The organism is Streptomyces sp. B93 (assembly GCF_018070565.1).
GTDB lineage: Bacteria > Actinomycetota > Actinomycetes > Streptomycetales > Streptomycetaceae > Streptomyces.
The window spans coordinates 36,541-61,847 of the sequence record NZ_JAGPXL010000019.1 but is presented as its reverse complement, the minus strand read 5'-3'; the positions used below and the strand labels follow the sequence as shown (position 1 = coordinate 61,847).

Annotated in this window: 18 protein-coding genes; 8 read left to right on the top strand and 10 right to left on the bottom strand. The window is 69.5% G+C overall.

Annotated features, from left to right (window positions below):
• Positions 1-95 precede the first annotated feature (95 nt).
• Entirely contained in the window at positions 96-6,215 is a 6,120-nt protein-coding gene (locus KBY47_RS19870; RefSeq protein ID WP_210922527.1) for a hypothetical protein, read from the top strand.
• Between the two features lie 44 nt (positions 6,216-6,259).
• On the opposite strand, the gene KBY47_RS19865 is transcribed toward KBY47_RS19870, so the two are convergent.
• The 6 genes from KBY47_RS19865 to KBY47_RS19840 all read right to left on the bottom strand — a co-directional run bounded on the left by KBY47_RS19865 (position 6,260) and on the right by KBY47_RS19840 (position 12,209).
• The gene (locus tag KBY47_RS19865) at positions 6,260-8,128 is read right to left on the bottom strand and encodes an ATP-dependent helicase (RefSeq protein WP_210922526.1); all 1,869 of its coding nucleotides are present in this window, start codon (positions 8,126-8,128) and stop codon (positions 6,260-6,262) included.
• A complete protein-coding gene (locus tag KBY47_RS19860) occupies positions 8,125-9,975 on the bottom strand; it encodes an ATP-dependent endonuclease (RefSeq protein WP_210922525.1) in 1,851 nt (616 codons plus the stop codon). Before KBY47_RS19860 ends, KBY47_RS19865 begins: the two co-directional genes overlap by 4 nt.
• 80 nt (positions 9,976-10,055) lie before the next feature.
• On the bottom strand, positions 10,056-10,328 hold the full coding sequence (locus KBY47_RS19855) for an ATP-binding protein (protein ID WP_308405210.1): 273 nt from the start codon (positions 10,326-10,328) through the stop codon (positions 10,056-10,058).
• Positions 10,329-10,457: 129 nt separating this feature from the next.
• A complete protein-coding gene (locus KBY47_RS19850) occupies positions 10,458-11,111 on the bottom strand; it encodes a bifunctional 2-polyprenyl-6-hydroxyphenol methylase/3-demethylubiquinol 3-O-methyltransferase UbiG (RefSeq protein ID WP_210922524.1) in 654 nt (217 codons plus the stop codon).
• A gap of 77 nt (positions 11,112-11,188) precedes the next feature.
• On the bottom strand, positions 11,189-11,689 hold the full coding sequence (locus KBY47_RS19845) for a hypothetical protein (protein ID WP_210922523.1): 501 nt from the start codon (positions 11,687-11,689) through the stop codon (positions 11,189-11,191).
• Positions 11,690-11,810: 121 nt separating this feature from the next.
• Positions 11,811-12,209, bottom strand: a complete 399-nt coding sequence (locus KBY47_RS19840; protein ID WP_210922522.1) for a DUF6415 family natural product biosynthesis protein — start codon at positions 12,207-12,209, stop codon at positions 11,811-11,813.
• Between the two features lie 205 nt (positions 12,210-12,414).
• Between KBY47_RS19840 and KBY47_RS19835 the strand changes: the two genes are divergently transcribed.
• Genes KBY47_RS19835 through KBY47_RS19825 form a run of 3 tightly spaced genes read left to right on the top strand, consistent with a single transcriptional unit; the run spans position 12,415 to position 14,017 of the window.
• Complete coding sequence (locus KBY47_RS19835) at positions 12,415-12,666, top strand: hypothetical protein (RefSeq protein WP_210922521.1); 252 nt, start codon at positions 12,415-12,417, stop codon at positions 12,664-12,666.
• Complete coding sequence (locus KBY47_RS19830; protein ID WP_210922520.1) at positions 12,641-13,156, top strand: DUF6879 family protein; 516 nt, start codon at positions 12,641-12,643, stop codon at positions 13,154-13,156. Before KBY47_RS19835 ends, KBY47_RS19830 begins: the two co-directional genes overlap by 26 nt.
• 6 nt (positions 13,157-13,162) lie before the next feature.
• The gene (locus KBY47_RS19825) at positions 13,163-14,017 is read left to right on the top strand and encodes a DUF5753 domain-containing protein (protein ID WP_210922519.1); all 855 of its coding nucleotides are present in this window, start codon (positions 13,163-13,165) and stop codon (positions 14,015-14,017) included.
• Positions 14,018-14,049: 32 nt separating this feature from the next.
• Here KBY47_RS19825 and KBY47_RS19820 read toward each other — a convergent pair whose 3' ends face one another.
• Positions 14,050-14,526, bottom strand: a complete 477-nt coding sequence (locus tag KBY47_RS19820; protein ID WP_210922518.1) for an ATP-binding protein — start codon at positions 14,524-14,526, stop codon at positions 14,050-14,052.
• 138 nt (positions 14,527-14,664) lie between these two features.
• On the opposite strand from KBY47_RS19820, the gene KBY47_RS37235 reads away from it, so the two are divergent.
• The 4 genes from KBY47_RS37235 (at position 14,665) to KBY47_RS19800 (ending at position 16,762) form a co-directional block, all read left to right on the top strand.
• A complete protein-coding gene (locus tag KBY47_RS37235) occupies positions 14,665-14,931 on the top strand; it encodes a sulfatase-like hydrolase/transferase (protein ID WP_308405209.1) in 267 nt (88 codons plus the stop codon).
• A 19-nt stretch (positions 14,932-14,950) separates the two neighbouring features.
• Positions 14,951-15,394 (top strand): NUDIX hydrolase, encoded by a 444-nt coding sequence (locus KBY47_RS19810; protein ID WP_210922517.1) that lies wholly within the window; start codon positions 14,951-14,953, stop codon positions 15,392-15,394.
• 295 nt (positions 15,395-15,689) lie between these two features.
• Positions 15,690-16,577 (top strand): helix-turn-helix transcriptional regulator, encoded by an 888-nt coding sequence (locus KBY47_RS19805; protein ID WP_210922516.1) that lies wholly within the window; start codon positions 15,690-15,692, stop codon positions 16,575-16,577.
• Positions 16,574-16,762: a DUF397 domain-containing protein gene (locus KBY47_RS19800; RefSeq protein ID WP_210922515.1), complete on the top strand. Its 189-nt coding sequence runs from the start codon at positions 16,574-16,576 to the stop codon at positions 16,760-16,762. Before KBY47_RS19805 ends, KBY47_RS19800 begins: the two co-directional genes overlap by 4 nt.
• 64 nt (positions 16,763-16,826) lie before the next feature.
• On the opposite strand, the gene KBY47_RS19795 is transcribed toward KBY47_RS19800, so the two are convergent.
• From KBY47_RS19795 to KBY47_RS19785, 3 genes are all read right to left on the bottom strand, one after another.
• Positions 16,827-18,077 carry a hypothetical protein gene (locus KBY47_RS19795; protein WP_210922514.1) on the bottom strand — a complete coding sequence of 417 codons (1,251 nt, stop codon included), beginning with the start codon at positions 18,075-18,077 and terminating at the stop codon, positions 16,827-16,829.
• A gap of 141 nt (positions 18,078-18,218) precedes the next feature.
• On the bottom strand, positions 18,219-22,355 hold the full coding sequence (locus tag KBY47_RS19790; RefSeq protein WP_210922513.1) for an Eco57I restriction-modification methylase domain-containing protein: 4,137 nt from the start codon (positions 22,353-22,355) through the stop codon (positions 18,219-18,221).
• Positions 22,355-25,291 carry a DEAD/DEAH box helicase gene (locus tag KBY47_RS19785; RefSeq protein WP_210922512.1) on the bottom strand — a complete coding sequence of 979 codons (2,937 nt, stop codon included), beginning with the start codon at positions 25,289-25,291 and terminating at the stop codon, positions 22,355-22,357. Before KBY47_RS19785 ends, KBY47_RS19790 begins: the two co-directional genes overlap by 1 nt.
• Positions 25,292-25,307: the final 16 nt, after the last annotated feature.

Here is a 25,307-nt window from a genome sequence, read left to right as displayed (position 1 = left end):
CGCTCCTCCTCTCCTCCGTTCCCCTCCAAAGCTCCTCGGCGTCGAGTGAGCCGATCCCCGCAAGCCAACCAGCCACAGAAACGGAGTACGCGTCCATGCAGGACCGCTACCGCGTCGTCACGGGGCCACCGTTGTCCCCGCCGAGCGCCTCGACCAAGGACCTGGAAGGCCTGGCCGCCGCGCTCAACGCATTGGAACATCCGGCGGCCGCCACATTGAACGACCTCACGGCCGACATGGTGGAGCTCGCCTTCAACTCCCTGCCGCCCCGGGACCGGCAGGAACTGCTCGGCAGCCTGGGCATCCGCATGGCGGCTCCTCGACGCGTCAGCCGCACCCTGTGCAGGGACGTTCTCACCAGGCTCCGCCGTGAGTCGCGGCTGCACAGCTGCATCTGCGGGATCAAGGGGCTCACGGTCACCGTGATGAACCAGGTCGGCCGGTTCGTTTTCGCCCGTGACGGTGAGACGGTGCCCGACCCCGTCGCCCGTTGGGGCGGGACTCTGGTCCGGGCTACTGTGTTCGCGTGGTGCAACGCCTCCGTCGCGGACGCCCGCATCCTCGCCTGGGCGGCGGACCAGGACTGGTTCGCGGCGCCGGCCGATGACAAGGAGAGGGCACAGTTCCATGACGTCGAAGCCGCGGCGCGGTCCGTCGTAGAGGCGTACCCGGACTTCGCCGCTGGAGCAGCGGAAGACGATGAGCCGCTGCTCGCGGGCGAGGGGAAGCATGGGCCCGCCGCCGACCGGCCGGGCACGAGCGCCCCCGCCCCGGAGACCGCGGTAGGCGACTCCCGCACCTCTCACGACATGACCGCGGCGGCGTCCGCAGGCGCCCGGAACGAGGAGGGGACGGAACCGGAGGCTGCCTGCCGAGAGCTGGAGTCGGCCCTCGCGCAAGCCCGGCAAGCCGCGGAGAGGGTGTCCGACGCGGTGGTGGACGGCCGCCCTCCGCGGGACACGGACCTCGCCGCGCTGGCCGCCCTGGCCGCCGTCTTCGACAACGTCGACGCGGTGTTCAGCGCGGCGGGGATCGAGGGCGTGCCCCGCCGTCTGGAGGACATGACGCGCGCGGCCCGCGCGCACCGGACGGAATACGAACGTGCCCTTCGGGGGCGGGAGCCACTCCGAGAACTCCTGCATGTCACCTGCCACCCGGACAGCCCGGCCGCCGCTGCCGCCGAGGCCGTGCGAGACGCGGCCCGCCGCCTTCTGGACGCACCGGCGTGGGACCAGCCGCAACGGGAGGAGAGCGCCGCGCTCGCCGCCCTGCTCCGGCTCATCAGGCTGAGGCGGCAGGCGGACGCCGCTGCCGAGATCCTGGCTCTGCAGGAGCAGGTGGTGCGGGTGCTGCCGGCGTGTGCCATGGCGGCGATCATGGCCCCCGCACTGACGTTCGCCCAGCTGGAGGACACCAGCCGCGAACACGCGGGGGCCGGGGCCAACGGCACCGCCGGCCCCTCCGACGCCGAGTCGACCACGGAACATGGGGACGCACAGCCGACCGAGCGGACGGGGGAGACTGCCGGTCACTTCACCGAGGAGACCGTCGGCCAGGCCACCGAAGAGACCGCCGGCCAGCAAATCGAGAACACCGTGCCCGAGCCGGTCTCCCCGCCTGAAGCCGCTGCCCCTGCCAGGCCGACGGCCCCCAAGCCGGTCAACGGCCCCGACGCACAGGCCGCGACACGGACCGACAGCGAGCTGGCGCCCCGGACGCAGATGGTCGCCCCTGTCCCGTCGCTCACTCCCACGGCACCGAAGGACGAGGATGCGCAGGTCCGGGACGCGGCCACGGGCGACCGCCCCGGTGAGTCCGCGGCCGAGCGGGCCCTGGCGCAGCTGGTCGTGGAGCGGCGCTTCGGACTCGCCCACCATGTCGCCCGAGCCGCCGGTCACCCCGAGCCCCAGGTGGCGGCGCTCCGCCTGGCCGGTGCCGCCGCGCTGCTCACCTCCGGTGACAGCCAGGTCGCCCGGCTGACCGCGGACCTGCTCCAGGAGCATGGCGGGTACGCGGGCCGGGACACCGAGGGCAGCGAGCCCTTCCTGGTGCCCGCCCTGCTGCGCACCGCGCTGATCACCGGCGACCACTCGGCGGGCGCTGAGCTCAAGGCGCTGGTGCCCCGGCTCCCGGACCGGCTCGCGGAAGTGGCGGCCGCCGTCGCCGACCGTGCCCTCAGCGGCGCTCTGATGACCGCTTCTCCGCTGGTCGCCGACGTCTTCGACACGGAGGCCCGGCTGCGGGAGCTGGGGGAGCAGTGCCGTGCCCTGCTCGCGCCGCAGAAGCTGCGGTTCGCGCGGGCCACACAGATCGCCAAGCTGTGGCTCGCGCCTGACGACGGGATGCTCGGAACGCTGCTCGGGACAGTGGTCCGCGACGACCGTGACGCGGTGCAGCGGACCCGGGAGCAGACGGAGCGGCTGTCGAAGCCAGCCGAGATCAACAATGAGATCGACCGCATGGACCGCAAGTACCGCTCGTCCAGCGGCAAGCCTCTCCAGGGGTCCGGACGGCAGGACCTGGTGCATCTGGTGGAGCGAGCCGTCGCTCCGGTCAGGGAGTGGTGCCTGGCAGTCGACGGCGCTCGTCGCGCCGACCGGTCCGACGGCAACCGCGCGGCCAAGGAGATCTCCGCCCTGCGCCAGTCTCTGCTGGATGGCAGGGAGGCGGTCCTGGCCGAACTGCGGCAGCTCGCACGGTGCTCGGACGCCGTCTCGGCCGCGGCGGCCTGGGCGGCCCACGCCTCGATGGAGGAGCTGTTCGCTCTGCTGGCCAGAGGCACCGGGAGCACCCGCCTTGGCGGGGCGCTCGCCCCCGAACTGGTCCTGGACGCGGAACTGCTCAAGGTGCGTGACACCCGCGACGAACGGCCCTCGCTCGACGAACTGCTGACCGCCGTGGACCGGACCTGGCGGGACGCCCTCGATGAGCGACTCTCCCACGACGCCTTCACCGCTGCCCGCGACATCGTCGAGCTGGCCGGACGGGGGCTGCTGCCCGCTGCCCGGGACGGGGAGTTCGACCCGCCCGCGGTCGCCGAGATCGACGACCGGGAGACCGCCCGGCGCACGGATCTGCGGAAGGAACACCGTGAACTCGTCGCCGAGCTCCATCGCGCGCAGGCCGACGGCGCCGTGACCGACGACCAGGACCTGCGTCTGCAGGAGCTGCTGGCGGACGCCCATGACCGCCTCGAAGACGCCGACCGGCACGACCTGCTGGAAGTCCGGCGGGCGCACGACACGGTCCGGAGCGACCTGCCCGTCTTCCGCCGACAGGCGGCGGACCGGATCCGCGCCCGGCTCGACGTCCTGGACCCCACCGCGGAGGAGCGCGCCCAAGTGCTGCGGCACCTGGACACCGGAGGTCTGGCCACCGCCGCCGACCTGGTCTACTTCCTGGAGATCGGCGAGCCCGTCCCGGAGATCGAGACCGGCGAGTCCCACCTCACGGAATTCTTCCCGGCCGTGCCCGACGGCCTGCCCCGAGGCATCGACCGCGATCTCGTCGACCTGGTCCGGTCCGGCGGCAAACACCCGACGCTCCCTGTCCTGGACTACGGCGGCCTCTCCACCGACGAGGCGGCGCTGGCGGCCGACGTCCTCGACGAGTGGCGTGCGCTGGCCGCCGCCGAGCGCAAGGACCGACTCCAGGTGGCGCCGACGCGGCAGGTCCCGCCGCTCCTCAAGCTCCTCGGCTACGACGCCAAGAGCGCCAGGCCGCTCGACGACCGCTCCCAGCACCGGCGGGAATACCGTCTCTTCGAGGCAACCGGGGTGGAGATCAACGGCAGGGCGAAGGCGCCTGCGTTCGGCTCGCAGATCCGGGAGCAGGGCGGCAACCTGCGCGTGATGATGGTCTGGGGCAAACCGCCCGCCAAGGTCGTCATGAGCTGGACGGAGCGCGACACCAGCGGAGCGAGCCTCCTCGTCGTCTACTTCGGCACGCTCAGCCGTGAGGCCCGCGTCGAACTCGCCGTCGGATCGGGCCGGCTGCAGCCGCTGTTGGTCGTGGACGACGCCGCCCTCGCTTATCTCGCCGCCCGCGGGAACCGTCAGGTGAGCACCGCGACGCAGACACTGCTGCCCTTCTCCGGCGTCAACCCGTATATCAGGGAGAAGCGCGGCCGGATCGGCGGCGAGATGTTCTACGGCCGCGACGCCGAGCGCAAGAGCATCCTCGACCCGCGCGGCACCCAGGTCATCTTCGGCGGCAGGGGCCTGGGCAAGTCGGCCCTGCTCGCCGACGCCGGGGAACAGTTCGCGGAGCAGCGCCCCGGCTACCAGCACGCGGTGTACGTCAACCTCGACCAGGAGAACATCGGCAAGGGCAGCTCGCTCGGGCCCGAGGCACTGTGGAGCGTGCTGGAGCGGGAGCTGATCGAGGTACAGGTACTCGACCGGCCGCAGGGGCGCAAGGCGCGGCAGGAGATCTCCGGTCGGGTGCGCGCCGGTATCCGGACCTGGCTCGACGGGGACTCGCGCCGCCGCCTGCTGATCCTGCTGGACGAGTGCGACCAGTTCTTCGAGGCGGACGCCCCACGCTTCGACCAGACCAAGAAGCTCAAGGGCCTCGGTTCCGACACCAAGGATCGCGCCAAGGTCGTCTTCGCCGGACTGCACTCCGTGCAGCGCTTCTCCAAACTCGCGAGCAACGGACCCTTCGGCCACCTCGCGCAGACCCCGAAGGTGATCGGCCCGCTGGCTCCCCAGTACGCCGCCGAGCTGCTGGTCGAGCCGATGCGGGCGCTCGGCTTCGAGTTCCAGGACCTGGATCTCGTCAACCGGGTACTCGGCTACTGCTCCTACCAGCCATTCCTCCTGCAGATGTTCGGGCACCGGCTGGTCGAGCTGATGCACCGCAAGCGGGCGCGGCGCGGCCCGGAGGGCCCCCCGTACCGGGTGGAGGTCGCCGACATCGAGGTGGTGGAGTCGGATGCCGCGCTCAGGGACGGCATCTCGGCGGCCTTCAAGGACACGCTGAGCCTCGACCACCGCTACGACGTGATCGCCAACGTGCTGGCGTACCAGGCCCGCCACCGCGGCCTGGAGGTACGGCTGAGCGACGCCGAACTGCGCGAGGAATGCGAGACGTTCTGGCGCGATGGCTTCGAGCAGCTCGACACCGAGGGCTTTCGCGCCTATCTCTCCGAGATGGTGGGCCTCGGTATCCTCGCCCCCAACCATGACGGCCAGGGCTGGCATCTGCGCGGCCCGAACGCCCTGCGCATGATCGGCACCTCACACGAGGTTGACGCCCGCCTGCTCAGGGCCGAACAGGACTGCGAACTCCAGGAGAGCATCGTGCAGGAGGGCCGGCCCGAGCTGCCCGACGGCCGGCCCGCTCCGCTCACCATCACCCAGCTCGACGATCTCCTCGGTGAGCGCTCAAACCAGACGAGGGTCGTCCTCGGCACGACGGCCACCGGTGTGACCGACGTCGGCGACACCCTGCGTACGGTCGCCGGGCGCATCGCCGACTGGAAGCTGCCGCCCGTCGGAAAGGTCGGCGTCTACCGGCAGGAGCTCACGGGCGGGGTGCCGCGTGAACGGCGGGTCGTCATCAGCGACTTCGCCCGCTACCCGGCGCGCCCGGAGGCCTGCCGGGAGGCCGTCGACCTCGCCGAGACATTGCTGCCCGCCACCCCTGGCGTCACCCGTGCCGTGGTCCTCGTCACCGACCCCACCCAGCTGACCCTCTGGCGCTCCCTGCTGATGGGGACGGAGCCCACCTCGGCGGCCCCGGTGGTGCTGCGTCGCCACGACCGCCGCAGCCTGCGCGGCTGGGCTCAGCGGGTCAACAGGTTCCACACGGAGGACCGCCTGGACCGTCTTCACGAGCTGACCGGCGGCTGGCCGCTCCTGGTCGGCCGTGCCCACCGCCTGCACGACGAACTCGGCGACCCCGACGAAGTGCTGTACCGCCTGGCCGGCCTGCGCGCGGACCGGGCCGAGGCCCAGGCCTTCGCCGAGGCGACCGGCGTGTACACGGAACCGCTGCTCGTCACCGGATACCGAGCCCTGGACGACGGGTTCAAGGACGGCCCGTTCGACCTGGAGGGCGCGGTGACCGCCGTGGCACTCAAGATCGAGGACGAGGACGAGGCGCGGTGGATCGTCAGCTGCCTCGATGCTCTGCAGGTGTTCGACCGGACGGACGAGGCACAGCTGCGTCTTGAGCCGCTGCTGCGGCAGTGCATGTCACCGGACACGTGACACGCTGACGGCCTTGCTTCGCCAGATCCGGCGAGGCAAGGCCGTCACAGCGGCAGAACGGTCTGCTCACCGGCGTGGGAGTGCAGAGCCCGATGAGCGATCTCCCGGTCGGCGAGGAAATCCCGCACCGTCTTCAGGTGGTCGTCGCTCAGCGCGAGGGCGACGAGTCGGCGGGCGCGCGTGACGGCGACGTAGAGGACGCGCAGCGCCTCGGCGGTCTCCGGATCGGCCACGGTCGGGCTACTCGCCGTCCACGTCTTGATCAACAGGTCCGAGCGGTCGTCGGGCTTGCCCTTGCCGGTGGGCGGGACGACGACCAGCACGGCGTCGGCTTCCTGGCCCTTCACACCGTGAACCGTGCCCGACCGCCCGACTGCTGCGCGTGACCCGGCGGGATCACCGAACCCGACAAGCTGCCAAGCCGTGTCCTTGGAACGCGTGCAGGGGTAGGCACGCGTGGTCTGCGGCTGGATGCCGAAGCGGACGGCGGCATCGCGCAGCACCTGGCAGGCCCGCTGACTCCATTCCCTGGGAGGGACGTCCAGGGGGGGGAGTTCTCGCTCCACCATCGCCTGGGACAGACGGAGTTCGACACCGGTGAGGTGAGGGTCGCCGAAGCCGACCGGTTCCGGTGCGTCGGGCGGTGATCCGAACCAGTGCTCCCGCATGGCCTCGCGCAGCGTCCTGCCCGCGAGCTCCCGCTGCCGGGTGGACGCCCCCGGCGAGCGCAGCACGGCCGTCGCCCAGACCAGACGGTCCAGCTTGGCGGTCGGCACCTGCCGGGTCCCCGTCATCTCCTTGGGCAGGATGCGGTGCTGGTGCGCCACGACCAGATGCTGCCGGGTGGGGATGCCGAGCTGGGCTGCCTCCCGACCGAAGTCGGCAATCCATTCCGCCTCCGTGCGCCCGGTGGTGGGAACGAGCACGACGGGGGTCGTCTCGGCGTGGTGCGGGCCGACCGCCGTGTCACGTGGGGCGTCCGAGGTACGCAGGGTGTGGGCGAGATCGCAGATGACCTGCGTGGAGCGCCAGTTGTGGCTCAGCCGGTGGTCGGGCGCGGTGGCGAAGGGCCGCGGTTGATCGCCGCGCGGGTGCGGGCGGGTGTCGCGGAACCCGTAGATGCTCTGGTCGGGGTCTCCGACGAGCAGCAGGGGAACATCGGCCGCACGGATCAGGTCGATCAGGCAGAGGTCCTCCTGCGAGCAGTCCTGTGCCTCGTCGACGACGATCTCGGCGAACCTCGTGCGCAGCACCCTCGTGATGCGGTCGGCGCGCCTGCTGCCGGTCAGCAGGCACAAAGCCATGTCGCGCAGCTGGTCGCCCGACAGGTACCCCGCCCGCCAGAGCTTCCGTATCGCCATGCCCGCCCAGTGGGTCAGACGGCCCTCGGCGTGCGAGTCGTTGCGGAGCCGGTACGGTAGGCCGCCCGGTTTGAGCCGGGGCCGTGCGATGCGGGCCTGAGCCAAGGGGTCGTACTCGAACCGGAAGTCGTCCAGGGTCACCCCCTCGCGGCGGGCTTCGGGGTGGTCGCCCCAGGATTCCAGCCGATGCCAGGTCTTCTCCGGACTGGGTCGCAGGTACGGCCGGACGAGGTGGCGCCAGATGAAGGTGTCGAAGGTGCCGATGTAGTGGGGGAAGCGCGCGAGCTCCGGGTGCCCGGCCTGTGCACACCGCTGCCTGACCTCGGCGCCGGCCACCTTGGTGAACGACAGCACGGCCCGCCCCTGCCGCGGGGGCACCGGTCGACTGAGGTGGCGTTCGACGACGGTACGCGTCTTGCCGGCGCCCGGGCACGCGTGGGTACTGATCAGGTGCCCCGCGCTGGTGTCCAACGCGACGAGGGCTCGCTGGGCGGCGTCGGCCTCGGCCCGTAGCGTGTCGATGTCCGGGGCGCTGCCCCCGGCCGGGCTCATCGGGCGGGCTCCTCGGTGATCCATTGCAGGGCGTCGCGAAGGTAGCCGGGAACCACTAGGGGTGGAGCGTCGTCCGGTCGTGCGGCGGCCTCGGCGAGCAGCGCCTGCGCGAGATCACCCTTACGGATCTTGCTCTTCTTTTTCGCCAACAGATCGCTCAGCGCCCGTGCCTGTGCGTCGGGGGAGCCGTCTCCGACGCTCGCCCAGTCGTCGGCCCATACCTGCGGACGCTGTTCCTTCCAGGCCGCCATGAGGAGGTCGCGGTTGGGTCCGCCGGCGCGAACGATCTCGGGCTCCAGCGTGAACTCGTTGCGGAACACCCTGGCCAGATCCTGCGCGCCGGTCGAGGTGATGAGTGCTTGCAGGTCGCGGATCCGGGTCTCCGCCGCCTTCTCCCCAGTTGTCTCGCCGGAGCCCGCGTCCCCGTCCGTGATCACGGCCACGCGGCGGGCGATCCGGTGCCCACTCTCGCGGTCCCGATACAGCAGAACGCGCAGATAGGGCTCGAAGTCGACCCCGCCGATCGGAACCAGCGCCGTCCCGTGGAACCGCTGCAGACGCTCGCCGGTGAGCGTGAGCCGGGCGAACTCGGGCAGGAGGATCGCCTCCGCGATGCCCTCCACCAGGAGTACCCGTTGCCCGAACAGCAGCGTGTTGCGTGTCGCGTCGAGATAGCTGCGGATCTTGTAGTGGTCGCGTCGGTCCAGGCCGAGACGGTCCACGGCGACCGCCGTGGTGTCGTACGACGGCCGGGGTGTCCGCCGCTGCCGCCGCTGCAGCACGACCAGGTCCCGGGGATCGACGGAGGTGGCCACATGGGGGGAGTGGGTGGTGACGATCACCTGGATCCTGCCGAGCCAGGCGTTCCCCGGCTGTGGCTGCCGCCGCTGACTCTCGCGCGCCTCGTCCGCGAGGTGATGGAGCAGGATGGTCTGCAGCTGCGGATGCAGATGAGCCTCCGGCTCCTCCACCAGCAGCAGTGTGAGATCGGCCTCGGCCGCGTCCTGGAGCTGGGTGAGGACGGTGGCCATGTAGAGCAGGTTCGCGTAGCCGAGGCCGGATTCGGCGAGGTCACGCGGGTCGAGGCCGGCCTGCTCCATGCGCAGCCGCAGTCCGCGCGCGATGGAGCCCACGGATGCGTCGGCGAATCCGAGACCGGCCGTCTGCGGATGCGCGCCCTGGGTGAGCTGGGTGAGCCGCTCCTGTACGGCCTCGATCGCCTTGGGGAGAGGGTCGATCGCCTCGACGGACCGGAACTGAGTGCGGACCTCGCCGAGGAACGTCTCACGTGCCGTCTCGTCCTGCAGCAGGCGCTCCACGACGAGTTGGACGCGCCCGCCGCTGCTGGAGGCGAGGTCCCGCTGTGCGTCGCGCAGCGGCGGGAGGTAGAGGTGCCGGATCCCTTCGCGGGCGCCTGGTTCGGGGTCGAGGTCGGTGGTGGCGCCGTCCCCGGCCTGCCAGGAAAGGGTGGGCCGCCGGAAACCGGTGGGCGGCGGGGTGATGGTGAGGTGGTAGCTCGCCGTTTCCCCGGCCTCGTCGAACGCCTGGCTCAACCTGTCCAGATCTCCCGGGACGGTGGACCGGTAGCGGGCCGACAGCTCGATGGAGGTTTGGCAGCCCTCGATGTGGTCGCCGTCCGCGCAGCCGTCGCGGTGCAGGTCGTCCCGGTCCGGATACGGTCCGCCTCCCTTGCCGTCGAGTGCCTGCGTGAGCAGCCGAATCGCGTCCATCACATTGGACTTGCCCGCGTTGTTCTCGCCGACCACGACGGTGACGCCCGGCCGGAAAGTCACGGCGGTGTCCGCCGCCGATCGGAAGCCGCGCAGGTGGAGGCGCTCAAGGTACATGGCTGGTCTCCCCACAAGGGATACTGTGGACGGCCTAAAGGGTGACTTACCTATGTTAACGTCGTCAACGTGTTTTCGGCTCAGACCTGACTGTCTTCAGTCGCCCGGTGCGAGATCGACGCCCCAGCGGTGACGAGGAGGAGGCCACGACCCGACTCGGCCTCCTCGTGGGGGAGATGTGCTGTGGGGAACGCCGGGATCCGGTCGCCCCGGGAGTCGCTGACCGCGATGCGGAGGATTCCGGCTCTGGGGTCGAGACGGAGGGCGATCCGGAAGCCGCGGCCCTGTATCCGGCCGTACAGGGTGGCGTTGGCGGCGAGTTCGGCGACGATCTGCTCGGCTCGCTCGGTCACTTCGGGTGACAGGTCCCAGACGTGCCAGGAGGTGTGCGAGGCGGGCTCATCGGCGGGTTGAGGACAGGAGCTGGGCGGAAGTGGCCCCGGTCGGCTACGAAGGATGCGGCCGGGGCCGTGACGAGTCTGTCAGGCGCGGGCCTGGACGATGAGCGTGCCGATGTGCCCGGCTTTCGGGGCATCCACCACCGTCGCCTCAGCGGACGTGAAACCAGCTCGGAGCAGGTGCCGCTCCCACACTGCGGGCTTGTAGCTGTATCGGTACGTGAACATGGCCTTCCCTGCGAACCCGCCCTTGTACATGCCCTGCGGCCCGTAGGCACCCGGAATGGCAGGCGGCTGGGAGAACACGAAGACGCCGCCCGGGACGAGGCGCTTGCGGACGCGGGGGAAGAGGCTGGACGGGGCGGTGAACCAGGCCGCTCCGAAGATGGAGTACACGGCGTCGTACCGGCCCTCGTCGGCGGCCAGCCAGTCGAGGATCTCTGCCCGCTCGATCCGCACCCCGAGCGGTGCCCACTTCGCGCTCGCAAGCGCCACCATGCGCGGCGACAAATCGACCCCGGTGACCTTGACGCCTTGTTGCGCGAGGTGGGCGAGGGCGCGGCCGGTGCCGCATCCGATCTCCAGCACGCTCTCCGGGCTGCCGAGGAGTTCGGGTCCGGGGCCGTGGCCGGCGTACTGGGTCCAGCAGAACGACGGCTCGGCGTCGTCCTTGAACGCGGATTCGGCGTAGGCGTCCCACAGTTCGGTCTCGGCGGCGATGTCGTGTGGTACGGGCACAGCGGTTCCTCGTGTCGTCGGCAGCGGGAGCCCCCGCCCTCGGGGAGCCGTGAGGAGGGGGGCGACTGTAGCGGGGCTCAATGGCTGTCGGGGACCTTGTCGTCGCACGGTGAGCAGTCCGCGCCGTCGATGGCCCACAGCTCCTCGTCGATCGCCCAGCCCTGGGAGCGCAGGAAGTCACCGGTGCGCAGGCACAGGCCGTCGCGGCGGCGCTCGATGAACGGGGCGTGGTGCTTGAACCGGCCGCCGTTGTAGAGCCGGCAGATGCCCCACCACACGGGCGTGTCGAGGATGAGCTGGTGGACGCCGATGTCGACGAGCTTGCCCACGCCGAGATGCTGGTCGGGGTTCTCGATGGAGCCCATGACGTACATAACGGCGTTGCCGAGGATCCGTTCGGCCATGTCCCGGACCATGGTGTGGTCTCGCAGGAGCAGGGAGACCTCGCGGTCCCACAGGCTCATGCCGGAGTCGAACACGTTGACGGTCAACTCGGTGATGTGGGGAGCGACCGCGTTGAGGAGTTCCCTCGGATCCCGCGTGAGCGTCCTGGCGGGCGGTTCGAGTGTGACGGTCATGGACCTGCCCTTCTGGGGTGTCGTTGCCGTGTTGTGTGGTGCAGCCCGCCCCGGTTGCTCGACCTGTCCAGGGTTGGGGGAGCGGGGGCGGGAGTTAAGAGGTGGCGCGAGGCCGGGACGGTCACCGCCCGCCGAGGTCCTCGTAGTGGTCGCACAGGGCGACCACTGAGCGGGCCAGTTTCATCGATACGGACATGCGCACAGGGCCGCTGCCGCCGACACCCAGCCGGAGCCGCATGCCTGCTTCACGCACACCGGCCAGGGCGCACTCGCGCGGGATGTCCCCTTTCGGGAACCCGGCTGCGAGACCCTGTACGGCGTGGATGAGTAGTTCGAGCTGGCCGTGCATGTTGATCCGGAGCGTCTCCAGATCTTCGGGGCTGATGGGCTTCGCGTCGAGGGCGAGGATCCGGTCGGCGGTCGAGCGCATGGTGGGGATGTCTGGCGGGTCGCCGCGGTCCGCCGCAGCGGGTTGGCGGGCAGTACGGTTCGGCACGTCGACTCCTTCACAGTCGGCCATGCCCGGGGTCCTTCGCGAGGCCGCCGGATTCCATCGTCTCCCCGACCGTAAAAGACCCTCCATCGGCCAGGCCATAGAATTGCACCGAATTACATGTCAGTTCGAGGGTGCAGGTCATGGCTGGCATGTGCTCTTGACCACGTGATGCGTGCGCACGATGGTGGTGTAAATCGCTGCAACCGACCAGTGCGGGAGACCAGTCACCATGAACATTCAGTTCGTCGGGATCGACCCCGAGACAGACGAGGACGGATGCCCCACAGTCTGGGTGGACACCAGCACGGACGATCTGCTGATCCAGAGCTACCAGGCCGACGACGAGACGACCGCGACATGCGACGCCTTGTCCCCGGCGAGGGCGCCGATCCCATCCGGCGAGACAGTCATCAGGATCCCGGCCCGTATGATCCCGATCATCAGGAAGGCGTGCGATGAGCTCGATCCCGGAGTTCGCTGAACTCCTCGCCGACACCCGGCAGTCGGCCGCCCATCTGGAGATGAGGGACGCCTACTTCACCAACCCCCGCTTCGAATCCTGGCAGGACGGCCATCGCGTCGACTGGGACGACCGGGGTTCCTGGTGGCGTCCCTACCACCAGAACATCGCGGACGCTGTCGCCCGCGGCGTGCACGTGCGGCGCGTCAGGATCGTGTCCGAGCCGGTCACCGAGTACATCGCGTGGGAGCACTACCAGACCCGCGCCAACGTGGAAGCCGGCGAGGAGGTGCGCTGGCTCCCACGGCACCGCGCGTGGGACCTGCTAGTCCCGGGCACCGACCTTTGGATCTTCGACCGGCGGCTGATACGCGTGCACCACTTCTCCGGCGACGGCGAATGGGTCAGCAAGGAACTCTGCGACGAGCGCAGCACGGTCTCCCAGCACGCGGCCGCATACGAACGAATCTGGGAACGGGCCACTCCTCACGACCAGTACGAGGTCAAGTAGCCGTCCATGTCCACATTCCCCACGTCCAGCGTGCAGGAAGCACGCGCAGCCCTCGCGGCCAGGCTGCGGGAGCTGCGCCTGGACGCGGGCATCACCGGCAAGGAACTCGCCCGGCTCGCAGGCTGGTCCGTCGCCAAGTCGTCGAGGATCGAGAACGCTGTCACCGCGCCGGCCGACGCCGACATCCGCGTCTGGTGTGCGGCCTGCGGCGCGACCGACCAGGCGGACGACCTCATCGCGGCCAACCGGCAAGCCGACTCCATGTACCTCCAGTGGAAGCGGCTCCAGCGGACGGGCATGAAGCAGTTGGCGGAGACCTCGGCCAAGCTGTACGAGCGCACCCGCCAGTTTCGCGTGTACGCCTCCCACGTCGTGCCCGGCTATCTGCAGACACCCGCTTACGCGACGGCGCTCATGCGCACTATCGCGGACTTCCGAGGCACCCCGGACGACGTGGCCGCCGCGGTCGAGGTCCGCATGCGACGCGCGCACGTCATCCACGAAGGAGACCACCGGTTCGCGACCCTGATCGAAGAGAACGTCCTCCATCACCGGGTCGGCGATCAGGACGTGATGGCCGGCCAACTCGGCAACCTGCTGGCCGCGATGTCTCTGCCCTCCATGTCGCTCGGCATCATCCCGGCCGCGGCCTCGCGAGAGGCGGTCATGTGGCCACTGGAGCAGTTCACGGTGTTCGATGACTCTCGGATCCATGTGGAGTTGCTCGCCGCGAAGGTGACCGTCACGGCGCCGAGCGAACTCGACCTGTACCTGCGGGCGTTCGCCCGGCTCACAGAACTGGCCGTCTACGGGGCTGATGCGCGGGCCCTGATCGTGAAGGCCATCGACGCCCTGAGCTGACCCCGGCCGTGCAGAAACCCCCAGATGGCCCGTCACGGGCCGGCTGGTGGCAACTCGTGCAAGCCACTGGTAGGTCTGGCAACGGGGCTCACCTCGGCCCAAACAGTCTTGCCGCCCGGCGGATGCGGTTCGGTGCCCCAGCGGTCGGCCAGGGCGCCGACCAGGAGTAGACCGCGGCCGGACTCGCCGTACGTCGTCGAATCGGTGGGTACGACGGGGGGTTGGCCGCCCTTGGCGTCGGTGACCGCGATGCGGAGGAGGCCGGTCGGGGTGTCGAAGGTGAGGGCGAGCCGGAAGTCGCGGCCCTGGACGCGGCCGTGCAGGGCCGCGTTGGCGGCGAGTTCGGCGACGATCTGCTCGGCTCGCTCGGTCACTTCTGGTGACAGGTCCCAGGCGCGGAGCTGGGTGGTGGCGAGGAGGCGCGCGAGGCGGGCTCCTCGGCGGGTGGAGGACAGGAGCTGGGCGAACGTGGCCACGGTGCTGGGGGGTTGGGGGAGGGTTGCGCTCATGGGGCCAATGTGGCGGGCGTGCGGGGGTGCGTTCCAGGAGTGACGCCCGTACGGTGCGTCAGCGTACGGACACATTCTGTGGACGGTGCGCGGGGTCCTCCGTCACGCTGGGTGCTGTCGGGTGTGGAGCGACGGACAGTGCGTGTCAACGTCTCTGCCACCCACGTTCCCCACGGCCACTACGTCGGCGACAGCGGCGACTCCTGGCAGTCCCAGGCCGCAGCACTCGCGTACACCGACGAACACCTCGGCCGCCTGGTCGACGGGCTCACGGACAAGGAGAGATGGCTGATCATCATGTGCGCCGACCACGGCGACGCCTTCGGCGAGGACGGCTACCGCGGCCGTGGCATCGCCCACCCGACCGTGCTGAACGTGCCGTTCGCGGTCTGGCTGTCGGAGTAGGCGGCTACGCTCCCCGGCCATGAGCGACACATCCCGGCGAGGGACAGAGCACGACGCCTCCGTCATCGTGGCCCGAGACGCGGAAGGCATGGTTGCCGTCCTGACCGCCGCATTTCCCCGGCATGGCGGTGAGTACGTGTTTCTGCCCGGAGGACGCCGGGAGGACGGCGAGACACCGGAAGAGTGCGCGCGGCGCGAGCTGCGTGAGGAAGCCGGCGTCATCGCCCGGACCTGGCGGCCACTCGGCTCGTACGCCATCACCCTGAACTCCACCGCCCGCATCCACCCTTTCCTGGCCGAAGGTCTCACCTGCGGCCCGCAGCAGCTCACCCCCAGCGAAGAGGGCTTCAAGCTCATGTGGTGGCCCATGCCTGAAGCGATCCGCGCCGCCACCGAGGGACGCTTCCTGCTTCAGGGGGGACCGCTCGCGCTGCTGCTGGCCCATCAGGCCATCGCCACCTGAGAGGAGCCGATCCCGGGCGGCACGGGTCAGTTGGCGAGGGCCATGCGCTCGACCCAGGCGACCTTCGCGGAGTCGATGTCGGACAGCTCCTTGCCGTCTTCGAGGGTGGTTGCGCTCATGGGGCCAATGTGGCGGGCGTACGGGGGCGCGTTCCAGGAGTGACGCCCGTACGGTGCGTCAGCGTACGGACACATTCTGTGGACGGTACGCAAGGTTTTCCGTCACGCTGGGTGCTGTCGGGTGTGGAGCGACGGACAGTGCGTGTCACGTGTACGGAACGGGGAGGTGGCCGCGTATGACGGGCGGCATCGACATCATGGCCGAGGGCTGCGGCGACGGGGAGGCGGCCGGCGGTGAGCCGGATCGTGAGCCCGATCCCTCGGACAGTCTGCGGACCTGGGGAGCCGTCCAGCAGGCGCTGCGCGAGCACGCGGGGTACAGCAGAGCCGAGTTCGCGGGCCTGGTGCGCTTCTCCAAGCACACCGTGGAGTCGGTGGAGCTGGGGCGGCGGATGCCCGACGAGTCGTACGTGGTGCGGTCGGAGGAACTCCTCGGGAACACCGGGGCGTTGCGGAAGTCGTCGAAGTACGTGACGCGGGGGCGGGGGGATGTGGGGCTGGCGGCTTGGTTTCGGCAGTGGGCTCGGTTGGAGCGGGTGGCGGTGAGTCTGTGTACGTATGAGTGCAGGCTGGTGCCGGGGTTGTTGCAGTCGGAGGGGTATGCGCGGGCGGTGTTCGAAGGGACCGTTCCGGTGGCACCGGACGACCAGCTGGACGAGTTCATGGCTCGGCGGATGGAGCGGCAACGGATGCTGTTCGAGCGGCCGACGACGCCGTTCAGCTTCATCGTGGAAGAGCACGTCTTTCGGCGGCGATTCGGGGACGCGGAGCTGATGCGGGAGCTGTTCGACCATGTACTGGAGCTGAGCGCGCCGCGCAATGTGACGCTGCAGATCGTGCCGCTGGAGGCTGGGTTGCACGCCTGCCTGGATGGTCCATTGCAGCTTCTGGAGACCCCGAAGGGGCAGCGCCTGGCGTACTCCGAGGGGCAGCAGAACGGCCGCCTGATCTCCGATCCGAAAGAGGTGAGCCTGCTCTACCAGCGCTATGACACACTGCGCTCGCAGGCCCTGAACGCCAAGGACTCGCGGGGTCTGTTGGAGCGACTCCGAGGAGAACTATGAGCACGACGGAACTGGCGTGGTTCAAGTCCAGCTACAGCGGCAGCCAGGGTGACAGCTGCGTCGAGGTCGCCGTCACCGAACAGGCCGTCTGCGTACGGGACTCCAAGGATGTGACGCGTCCTCACTTCGCAGTCGGGCGTGTGGAGTGGGAGCGGTTCGTGGGGTTCGCGGCGGCACGGGACTGACAGAGGTCGGCCGTGGGGCGCGCGGTTGATGGATCGCCCCACGGTGCGGGCCGTCGACGCTCACTCAGCCTTCGTCGGCACCATCTTTTTCGTCCCGGCGCAGGCGGCGGGCTCGTTCGGTGATCTCGCTGGAGAGTCTGCCCTTGACCGAGTTGGCCCGGTCGAGGGTCTCGTTGCCGAGGATTCTGGCGGCACTGACGCCCTTCGCCCCAGTCTCCAGCGCCTTGTCCTTCACCTCTGTCGCCGCTTCCACCCATCGTCTCGTCTCCGATGACTGGCGACCGGACTCGATCCCGAGCCGCGCGTGAAAGTCATGGACGCCGGTCACCACATGGTTGCTCGACTGGACCACGACCGGGGATTTGGTCGGGTGCAGCAGCACCTTCGAGTTGGCCGCGTCGGCAGCCGCGTTCATCCGGGCCACCAGACGCTCGGTGCTCCGTGAGATGAGATCCAGCCGGTTCTGTCGGGCCGCCCGAAGCCCGAGACGGTGCTGATCCAACTGATCCGGATGCGCGTCCAGCACCCGGTCGAGTTCGAGCACGGCGATCGCGTCCTGCAGTTGGAAGCAGCGTGCCAGAACGGCGAGCCACTCCCGAACCTTGGGCTCGACTTCCCTGATCTTCGTGGCGAGATCGCCGATCTTGGGTTTGTTTTCCAACTTCTCCGCGACGGCGTCGAGTTGACGCAAGGCGTACGCCTGGGTCTCCGCGATCGTCGTCGGTGCGGTCTGCACCTTCGACCACGTAACGTCGGAGACCCGGCCCACCTGTTCTCGGATAGTCATGGTCTCCTCGATCACGAGGTCGATTCCGATCATGCGAGACAGCATGGTGTCCTTCTGGGCGCGGAGTATGTCGTCGACCTTCTCGTCGATCGTGGCGAGGTAGTCGGTGATCTCGTCCATGGTCTGCTGCATCGAGGACTGCGCCATGATCCCCGCAACACCGGCCAGACGTGCCGGGTTGGCCAGGAACGAGCCGGCGCCCTTGTCGATCTGGAGCCAATTCTTGATCGAACCGGGTTTCCCTATCATCGCGTGGCTGATGCCTGGCGTCTTGCTTTCCATCAGCCCGAACTTCTTGACACGCTCCGCGGACTCCTGGGTCAATTTCACCCAGCGACTGGAGTTGGCGGCAATCTCCGAACCGGCCTGCGCGACTGCGGCCCCGGTACCGAAGACGGACTTGAGTCGATGCACTCCGAGGTCCTTCGACGGCAATCCCTCCGAGGCGAGGAAGCGTTCGACGTCCGTCGCGTTCCCGATGACCGCCAGTCCTTCGCCGTCACTGATCAGCTGGATCTCGTTGTTCAACGCCTGCTCCTGACGTGTTTATCGCAGTTGGAAGTAGTCGGGATGCGCGCGGCGGTCACCGGGCCGGCCAGTGACCGCCGTCGGGACCTTGCCGGTGACTTCGTCGAAGTGCGACATCGTCACCCTGGGATACGCGCTCGGTCAGGCGGGGTGTCGGGGGCCGTGGCCTGGGGGTGGGGTGAGCGTGGACGTGTAGGTCTCGCCGTCCACGAGGGGGTTCTCCATGGTGAGTCCGGCCGAGGCCATGCGGTCGTACTCGGCGAGGACCAGGCGCTTGGTGCGGTACTCGCCGTACTTGGCGATCTCGTTGTTCTTGAGGCCGCCGTTCTCGGTCTGGAAGGACTCCAGGATGTAGTCGGCGTCCTCGCGGTTCACCCCGTAGAGGTGGAGGAAGTACGCGTCCAGTTCGGCGCGGAGCCGGGCGCGGCGGTCCTCGTTCCAGGTGAAGGGGGCGCCGGTGTCGCCGAGGTCTTTGGCGAGGGGCTCCATGTCCCAGGCGGAGTAGACGAGTTCCAGAGTGCGGGGGATGAGGAATGGTGTGTGGTGGGCGAGGTTGTCCGGGTGGGGGACAGGGAGTTGCTTCCAGGTCATGAGGGCCATGTGGATGCCCCCAACCTTTTGGCGGGCGACGAAGTCGAAGACCAGGGAGCTTTGTGCGGCGACCAAGGCGGCGGCCAGCTCGACGGGGACTTCTGGGAACATGAGCGGGAAGGTGTGGCCCACGGCGACCTTCGGTAGAAACGCAGGGATCGCGGTCCGCTCATCCGTCGTGCGGGCGACATCACGCCAACCCAGCAGCCAGTCTCTCTCCCATTCCAGCTCCTGCAGGCGGAGGTCGACGCCCGCGATCGCGACCTCCTTGCCCTTGCGTACCGTCGGAATGCGGCCGCTCTCCTTGATCCACTGGCGCGGCAGCGTCACGCCGTGAGCGTCCTTCTTGTCTTCCAGCGGAACGCGCTCGTAGTCGTCGTTGCCGAGGTCGTAGTAGCGGTTCCATCGGTGGTCGAAGATGTGAGCCATCTTGCCTTCGTAGAGCGGCAGCATCCGCTCCCCGTCCCGTACGAAGACGTTCCCCTCAAGCTCCCATCCTGCGGCTTCCAGCCTTCCGTGGTCATGGAACAGGTCGGAGTCATCAGTCACGTTGAAGAAGTTCTTGAAGGTGATGTTCCACGGATCACCACCCACGCGTCCCTCTGTGACAAGGACCGGGACCCGCCGCTGAATGGCAACCGTAAGGTCGGCATCCTTCCGCCTCCGGAACACCGGCAGCGTCCCCGTATTCGGGTTGATCAGTGCGATCTCCTCGGGGGACAGCGCGAACACGGCCTGCCCGTCGGCGAGTTCATCGGGATGACCGAGGAAGAACGCAAACTGTGCGGCGGGCTCCGTCAGGTCGCGCCCAACGAGGGAGATCAGCGAGAACGAGTAGCGGGAGTCCACTGCCGGGAACAGCTTCTCCCGCCTGCCGTTCTCGAAGTCGTACAGGTGCTTCACCGCGCCGCGCTGTGTCAGGTCCTGGAACAGGAACTGTGCTCCCGCACCCGTGGCGATCTGCGTCGGTACGACCGTGCCGCATCGCCCCTCTGGCGCCGTGATGGACACGAACCGCTCGGTGAACAGTTGGTCGGTTTGGAGGGAGTTGACGCCCTTGATGGACAGTCCCTTACGCAGGTGCGGATAAGCTCCCGAAGACCCCAGGAACAGGAACGACGACTTCACCCTCCGCCGAGCCGCCTGATACCGTGCCCCGTCCTCGGGATGCTCGGAAGCCCACTTCGCGATTGCCGTACGCCGAGCCGTGCCCGAGATCTCCGCCAGCGACGGCTCGACCACACTGAAGTACTTCTTGTCCTCGAAGTCGACCTTGTCCCATGGCGGATTCCCCAACACACAATCGAACCCCCCGGCCCACCCGGTAACCGGATCAACCCCCACCGCCGCCGACGGATGGTCAGGCACGCTGAACACATCCGGAAACTCCAGATGCCAGTGGAAGAACCGGTACTCCCGGCTGAGCCGCACGATCTCCTGGTGGGTCTCCTGCAGCGCCCCCTCGCTTTCGGCACTCTGCAGCGACAGGAAGACGCGCTGTGTCACCGGCGCGGGCGCGTCCTCCGTTTTCTCCCACATGAACGCGGCACACCACGCATCCGCGATGTGCAGGGCGTTGAGGTACGCGGGGGACTCCTGCCACGTCCTGTACCGCTCGGCGAGCGCCCGCACCCGGCCCAGCTTCGCCGTGGGGTCCTCGTCCTTCTCCACGACGTCACGCAACTCGGCCGCGAACGTGTCGTTGGTGACGCTCACCTGGTCGTCGAGGGCCGCGTCCAGCGTGTAGACGCCCTCGTGCTCCAGCTTGTTGCGCTTGAGCCAGTCGTTGGCCACCGACTTGTCGTCACCCTCGACGACCTTGAACGCCTGCTCCGGAATTCCGCCCCGAAGCAGTGCGGGCGTGGCCCCGATTAGACCGTTGCCCAGCTTCACATGGGCGTCCAGGAAGCCCAGTGCCTTCCCCGGCTCCAGCGCCTCCATCCACAGCGACACCTTGGCCAGCTCGACAGCCATCGGGTTCAGGTCCACCCCGTACACGCAGCGGGCGATGACCTCGTGCAGCGCGTGCCGGACCTTCTCCGGCGGGGGCTCAGGTGTGCGCTCCCGTACCGCGGCCACCCGCTTGGCGATACGACGTGCGGCGGCCACCAGGAAGTGGCCGGAACCGCAGGCCGGGTCGCACACGGTCAGCGACAGCAGCTCGGAGACGATGTCTTCCCGGGCGTCGGACCGTCCCGCCTCGGCAGCCGCCCGCTCACCGCGCCGCTGCGCCTCGTCGATCACCGGGTCGAGCGTGGAATCGAGCAGCACGTCGACCAGGGAGCTCGGGGTGTAGTACGAACCGGTCTTCTTGCGTTCGTTGCCCGCGCGGATCGCGAGCTCGAAGGTGCGGTCCGTCGCGCTGTACTCGGGGACGAGGGCGAGCAGCGACTCGTAGATGGCACCGAGTTCCTCGGCGTCCAGGGTGCGGTAGTCGACGGTCCGCCAGCGCTTGGCCTCGGTGTCGCGGACGACCGCGAGGTGCCGTATGGCGGCCATGAGGTGCTCGTTCGAGAGGGTGAGGCCGCGCAGTGGCTCGTCGGCCTCCGTGGCGTCGAAGAGGCCGCCGAGTCCGGGCAGGCCCAGCTCCGGCCGGCCGGCCTCGTCGCCCAGGGCGGACAGGACCAGGCGGAGGGCCTCCCAGCGGTCCGCGTGCGAGGTGCCTCGGCGGCGGCGGGACTGTTCGCGGAGCCGGGCCGTCGAGAAGTACTTGGCGTATCGGTCGCGTGCCTCCGGGGTCGCGGTCGGCGGGTGGAGGGCGTCGCGGTCCTCGGCGACGAAGACGAACAGCAGGCGGTAGACCAGGCGGAGCAGCGCCGCGTGGTAGGTGTGGCGGTCGAAGTTCTCGCGGAGGGCCGTGTTGGCGGGGTGCCGGAGGAAGCCCGTGCCCAGCTCCCTGATCGCGAGGCGTACGCCCTCCCCGATGTCGTCGAGGAAGCGGGCGCCCAGGCGCAGCGCGGCGTCCCGCCACACCTCCAGCCAGCACGTCCACTGGGTGCCGCCGTCACGGGCCTCGAACCGAGAGGCGTGCAGCAGCCGGTACATGATCACGAACTCGCTGAACAGCTCACCGTCGAAGATCGCTTCCAGATCGAACTCGACGTACGAGGCCGTGGCCAGCGCGTTGGAGTCGCGCAGCAGCCGCAGCTGGCGGCCGTTGGTGAGCAGGGCCCACAGGTGGGCGTCGGTGCGGTTGAGGGCCTCCTGAAGCAGGGACTGCGGGGCGGGGGAGCCGGCGCCCTGGTGCTTGTTGAGCGAGGCGTTCCACGCGGTGACGTGGACGAGGGTGTCGTCGCGGCGGTGGCTGACGGGGAACGTCTTCGTGCCGTCGTCCGCCGCGATGCCCGCCGCGCCGACCGCGGTGAGGTGACCGAAGCCGAGCGCCTCGAACAGCGGCTCCACCCAGTTGGCCTGGGCGTAGCCGGTGCTGTCGGGCGGCACGGACGCCTCAGGGGCGGCGGGCAGTTTCTCGCGCAGCTCGCGCCAGAGCGACTTGAGGTTGTCCCAGTGCCGCTCTGCCTCGTCCCGCACGGAACGGGAACCGGGGATGCGGTAGTCGGCGGGGGCGAGGCCCTTGAGGTCCTTGGTGACCTTGCCCTCGGAGATCCGTACCAGCATGTCGGCCGGCAGCAGCCCCCCCACCGTGTGGACGGCGGTGAACACCTGGTTGCGAGTGGTGGCGGACATCAGGCGGACACTCCGGCAGGGACGGAAGCGGTAGCGGGCAGGTAGACGTAGGCGCCCAGGATGTCGGCCGGCTTCTGGGCCGTCACCGACAGACCGCGGACGATCTCGCCGGACGCGGCCCGCACCCGGCGGTGGGCCGCGTCCAGCTCGGCCGCCAGCTCGTCGCCGTACGTCTCCAAGTGGTCGTTCACATCCGGAAGCTGGTCCAGGATTCGCGTCATCGTCCGCTCCCCGAAGTGCGGGTCAGTGTTCCCCGACGCCGTCGCGTCCAGCAGGCCCACCGCCCGCTCCGGCGGCAGCCACACCGCACTCCGCGGCGCCCCCTCGAAGGCCAGCAGCCGCGCGTCCTCCGCCACCAACTGCCGCTCACCACTCCGCGACGGCAGCGTGAGGTGGAAGCGGTACCGGACCAACAGCAACGTCGTCCTCGTAGTCACCGCGTCCGTCGTAATGACACCGCAGCGACGCGCCGGGCGCGCACCCTCCGCCTGCGTATCCAGCGCGGCGTTGAGCACATGGGACGCCAGCGCGCCCACCACCGGGTCCGTACGGACCAGGGCTGCCTCGCCCCGCGCCACCGCCGGATCGCTGCGGAACGGGATCTCCCGGTCCTTCTCGACGACCTCCGCGCCCACCACCGGCGCGAGCGCGTCCCGCAGGCCCGCCGGTGTGCCGCCCACCTGGGCCGTGAAGTCCCCGGACTCGCCGTCGGCGCCGCGCAGCACCGCGTTCAGGGCGCCCAGCGACTCCCGTACGAACGTCCTGATCTCGCCCGCTCCGCCCAGCGCCTCCCGGATCGAGGTGACCTCCCGGGCCACCTCCTCCGGGTGGATCGAGCGCTGCGCGAAACGGGAACGGGACGCCCGCTCGCGCTCCGCCGCCGAGTTCCAGTCGCTGTCCAGCTTCTCGGTGCTCACCTTGAACGCGTCCGCGCTGAACAGGGCGTCCTCGTTCTCCCGGCCGCGCATCAGCAGCCACTCCACGATGGCGTCCGTCACGCCCGTCGACAGTTCGTCGGGGACGGAGACCGAGATGCCGAGGTCCTTCTTGATCTGGCGGTGCTTCTTGATCAGCACCTCCAGGACCTTGCCGTCGATGCCGTTGTCGTCGCCGTAGAGGGTGATGACGCGGACCTCGTCGCGGCGCTGGCCGTAGCGGTCGACGCGGCCCTCGCGCTGGTCGTGGCGGGTGGGGTTCCAGGCGAGGTCGTAGTGGACGACCGCGTCGAAGTAGTGCTGGAGGTTGACGCCCTCCGACAGGCAGTCCGTCGCGATCAGGACCCGGCGGGCCGCCGCGTCCTCGCCGGCCTCCGTGGCCAACTCCTCGATGCGCTCGATGCGTTGCTGCGGGGACAGCTCACCCGTCACCGCCTTCACCACCGTCTTCGCGCCCAGCGGGCCGCGCTTCTTCGTCTCCGGGTCGTTCGCCAGATGCTCGGCCAGGTACTTCGCCGTCGGGATGTAGCGGCAGAAGACGATCGGGTTGTAGCCGTCGGCCAGCAGCGCCTTGAGGTGCTTGATCAGCGCCTTCAGCTTGAGGTCCTTCTCCGGGCCCTCCAACTGGGCTGCCAGCTCCGCGAGTTCGGCCAGCGGGGAGCCCGCCGTCGTCTCCGCTCCCGGCGCCACGTCCATGCCCTCCATGGCGTCGCTGTCCGCCGCGTCGCTGTTCAGCGGGGCGCCCAGCTTGTCGGCCTCCTCCGCCGAAGCCGCGATGGCCGCCGCCGAGCGCGTCGTCAGGGTCTGCGCTGCCGCCCTCGGCGACGACACCAGAGAGCGCAGCAGCGCGATCGCCGACCACCAGGCGATACGGGCCTCCCGCTTGCCCTGACCGCCCGCCTCCTCCACCCGCTCACTCGCGTACGCGATCGCGTCGTCCAGCAGGGCCCGGTACTCGGGGGACAGCTTGTACGTCTCGTCCTTGAAGAAGCGGTCCGAGGGGAAGGCTGTGCGCTCGGCGAGGGAGTCGTCCGCCAGGCCGTCCTCCTTCGTCAGGTACTGGCGTACGTCCGCCCGCTTGCGGGCCACGAAGTGCTGGGCGAGCAGCTTCCTGCCCGCCTCCGACTCCAGGTTCACGTGCGCCAGCTCCGGCTTGACCAGCCCGAGCAGGTTCCGGAACGCCGACTCCTTGCCGCTGTGCGGGGTCGCCGTGACCAGCAGCAGGTGCCGTTCCGCGTCCTCCGCCACCCGGCGCAACAGCTCGTACCGCAGCTGGCTCTGCGCGCTCGTCGACGTGTCGTCGGCCGCCACGCACGTGTGTGCCTCGTCGACGATCACCAGGTCGGGGCAGTGGCGTACGAAGTCGTCGCGGTGGCGCGGGGACTTGATGAAGTCCGTCGAGACGATCACGTTCGGGTACTTGTCGAAGAGGGACTGGCCGAGGTCCAGGCCGCGCTCCAGACGCGACACCGTCGACGCCAGCACCAGCTCCGCGTCGATGCCGAACTTGCTGCGCAGCTCCTGCTGCCACTGTTCGGCCAGGGCCGGGGAGCAGAGCACCGCCAGGCCACTCGCCTCGCCCTGCGCCAGCATCTCGCTCGCGATCAGGCCCGCCTCGATCGTCTTGCCGATACCGACATCGTCCGAGATCAACATGCGGACCGTCCTCTGGCGCAGGGCCATCAGGAGCGGTACGAGCTGGTACGCGCGCGGCTCCACCGCGATCCCGGCAAGAGAGCGGAACGGGCCCGCACCGGAGCGGAAGCCGACCCGCAGCGCCGTACGCAACAGCCCGGCCGCCCGCTGGTCGCCGAGGTCGGTCGGCTCCGGCGGCGCGAAACGGGCCTCCTCCACCGGCTCGAACGGGAACACCGCCGCGATGTCGTCGTCCGAACCGCCCAGCGGGCGCAGGACGAGCAGGTCGGGCTCGCTCTCGGGGAGCACCACCCACTCGCGGCCACGGGCCTTCACCAGGGATCCGGCGGAGAACGTGAATGCCATATCGATCGTCAAATCC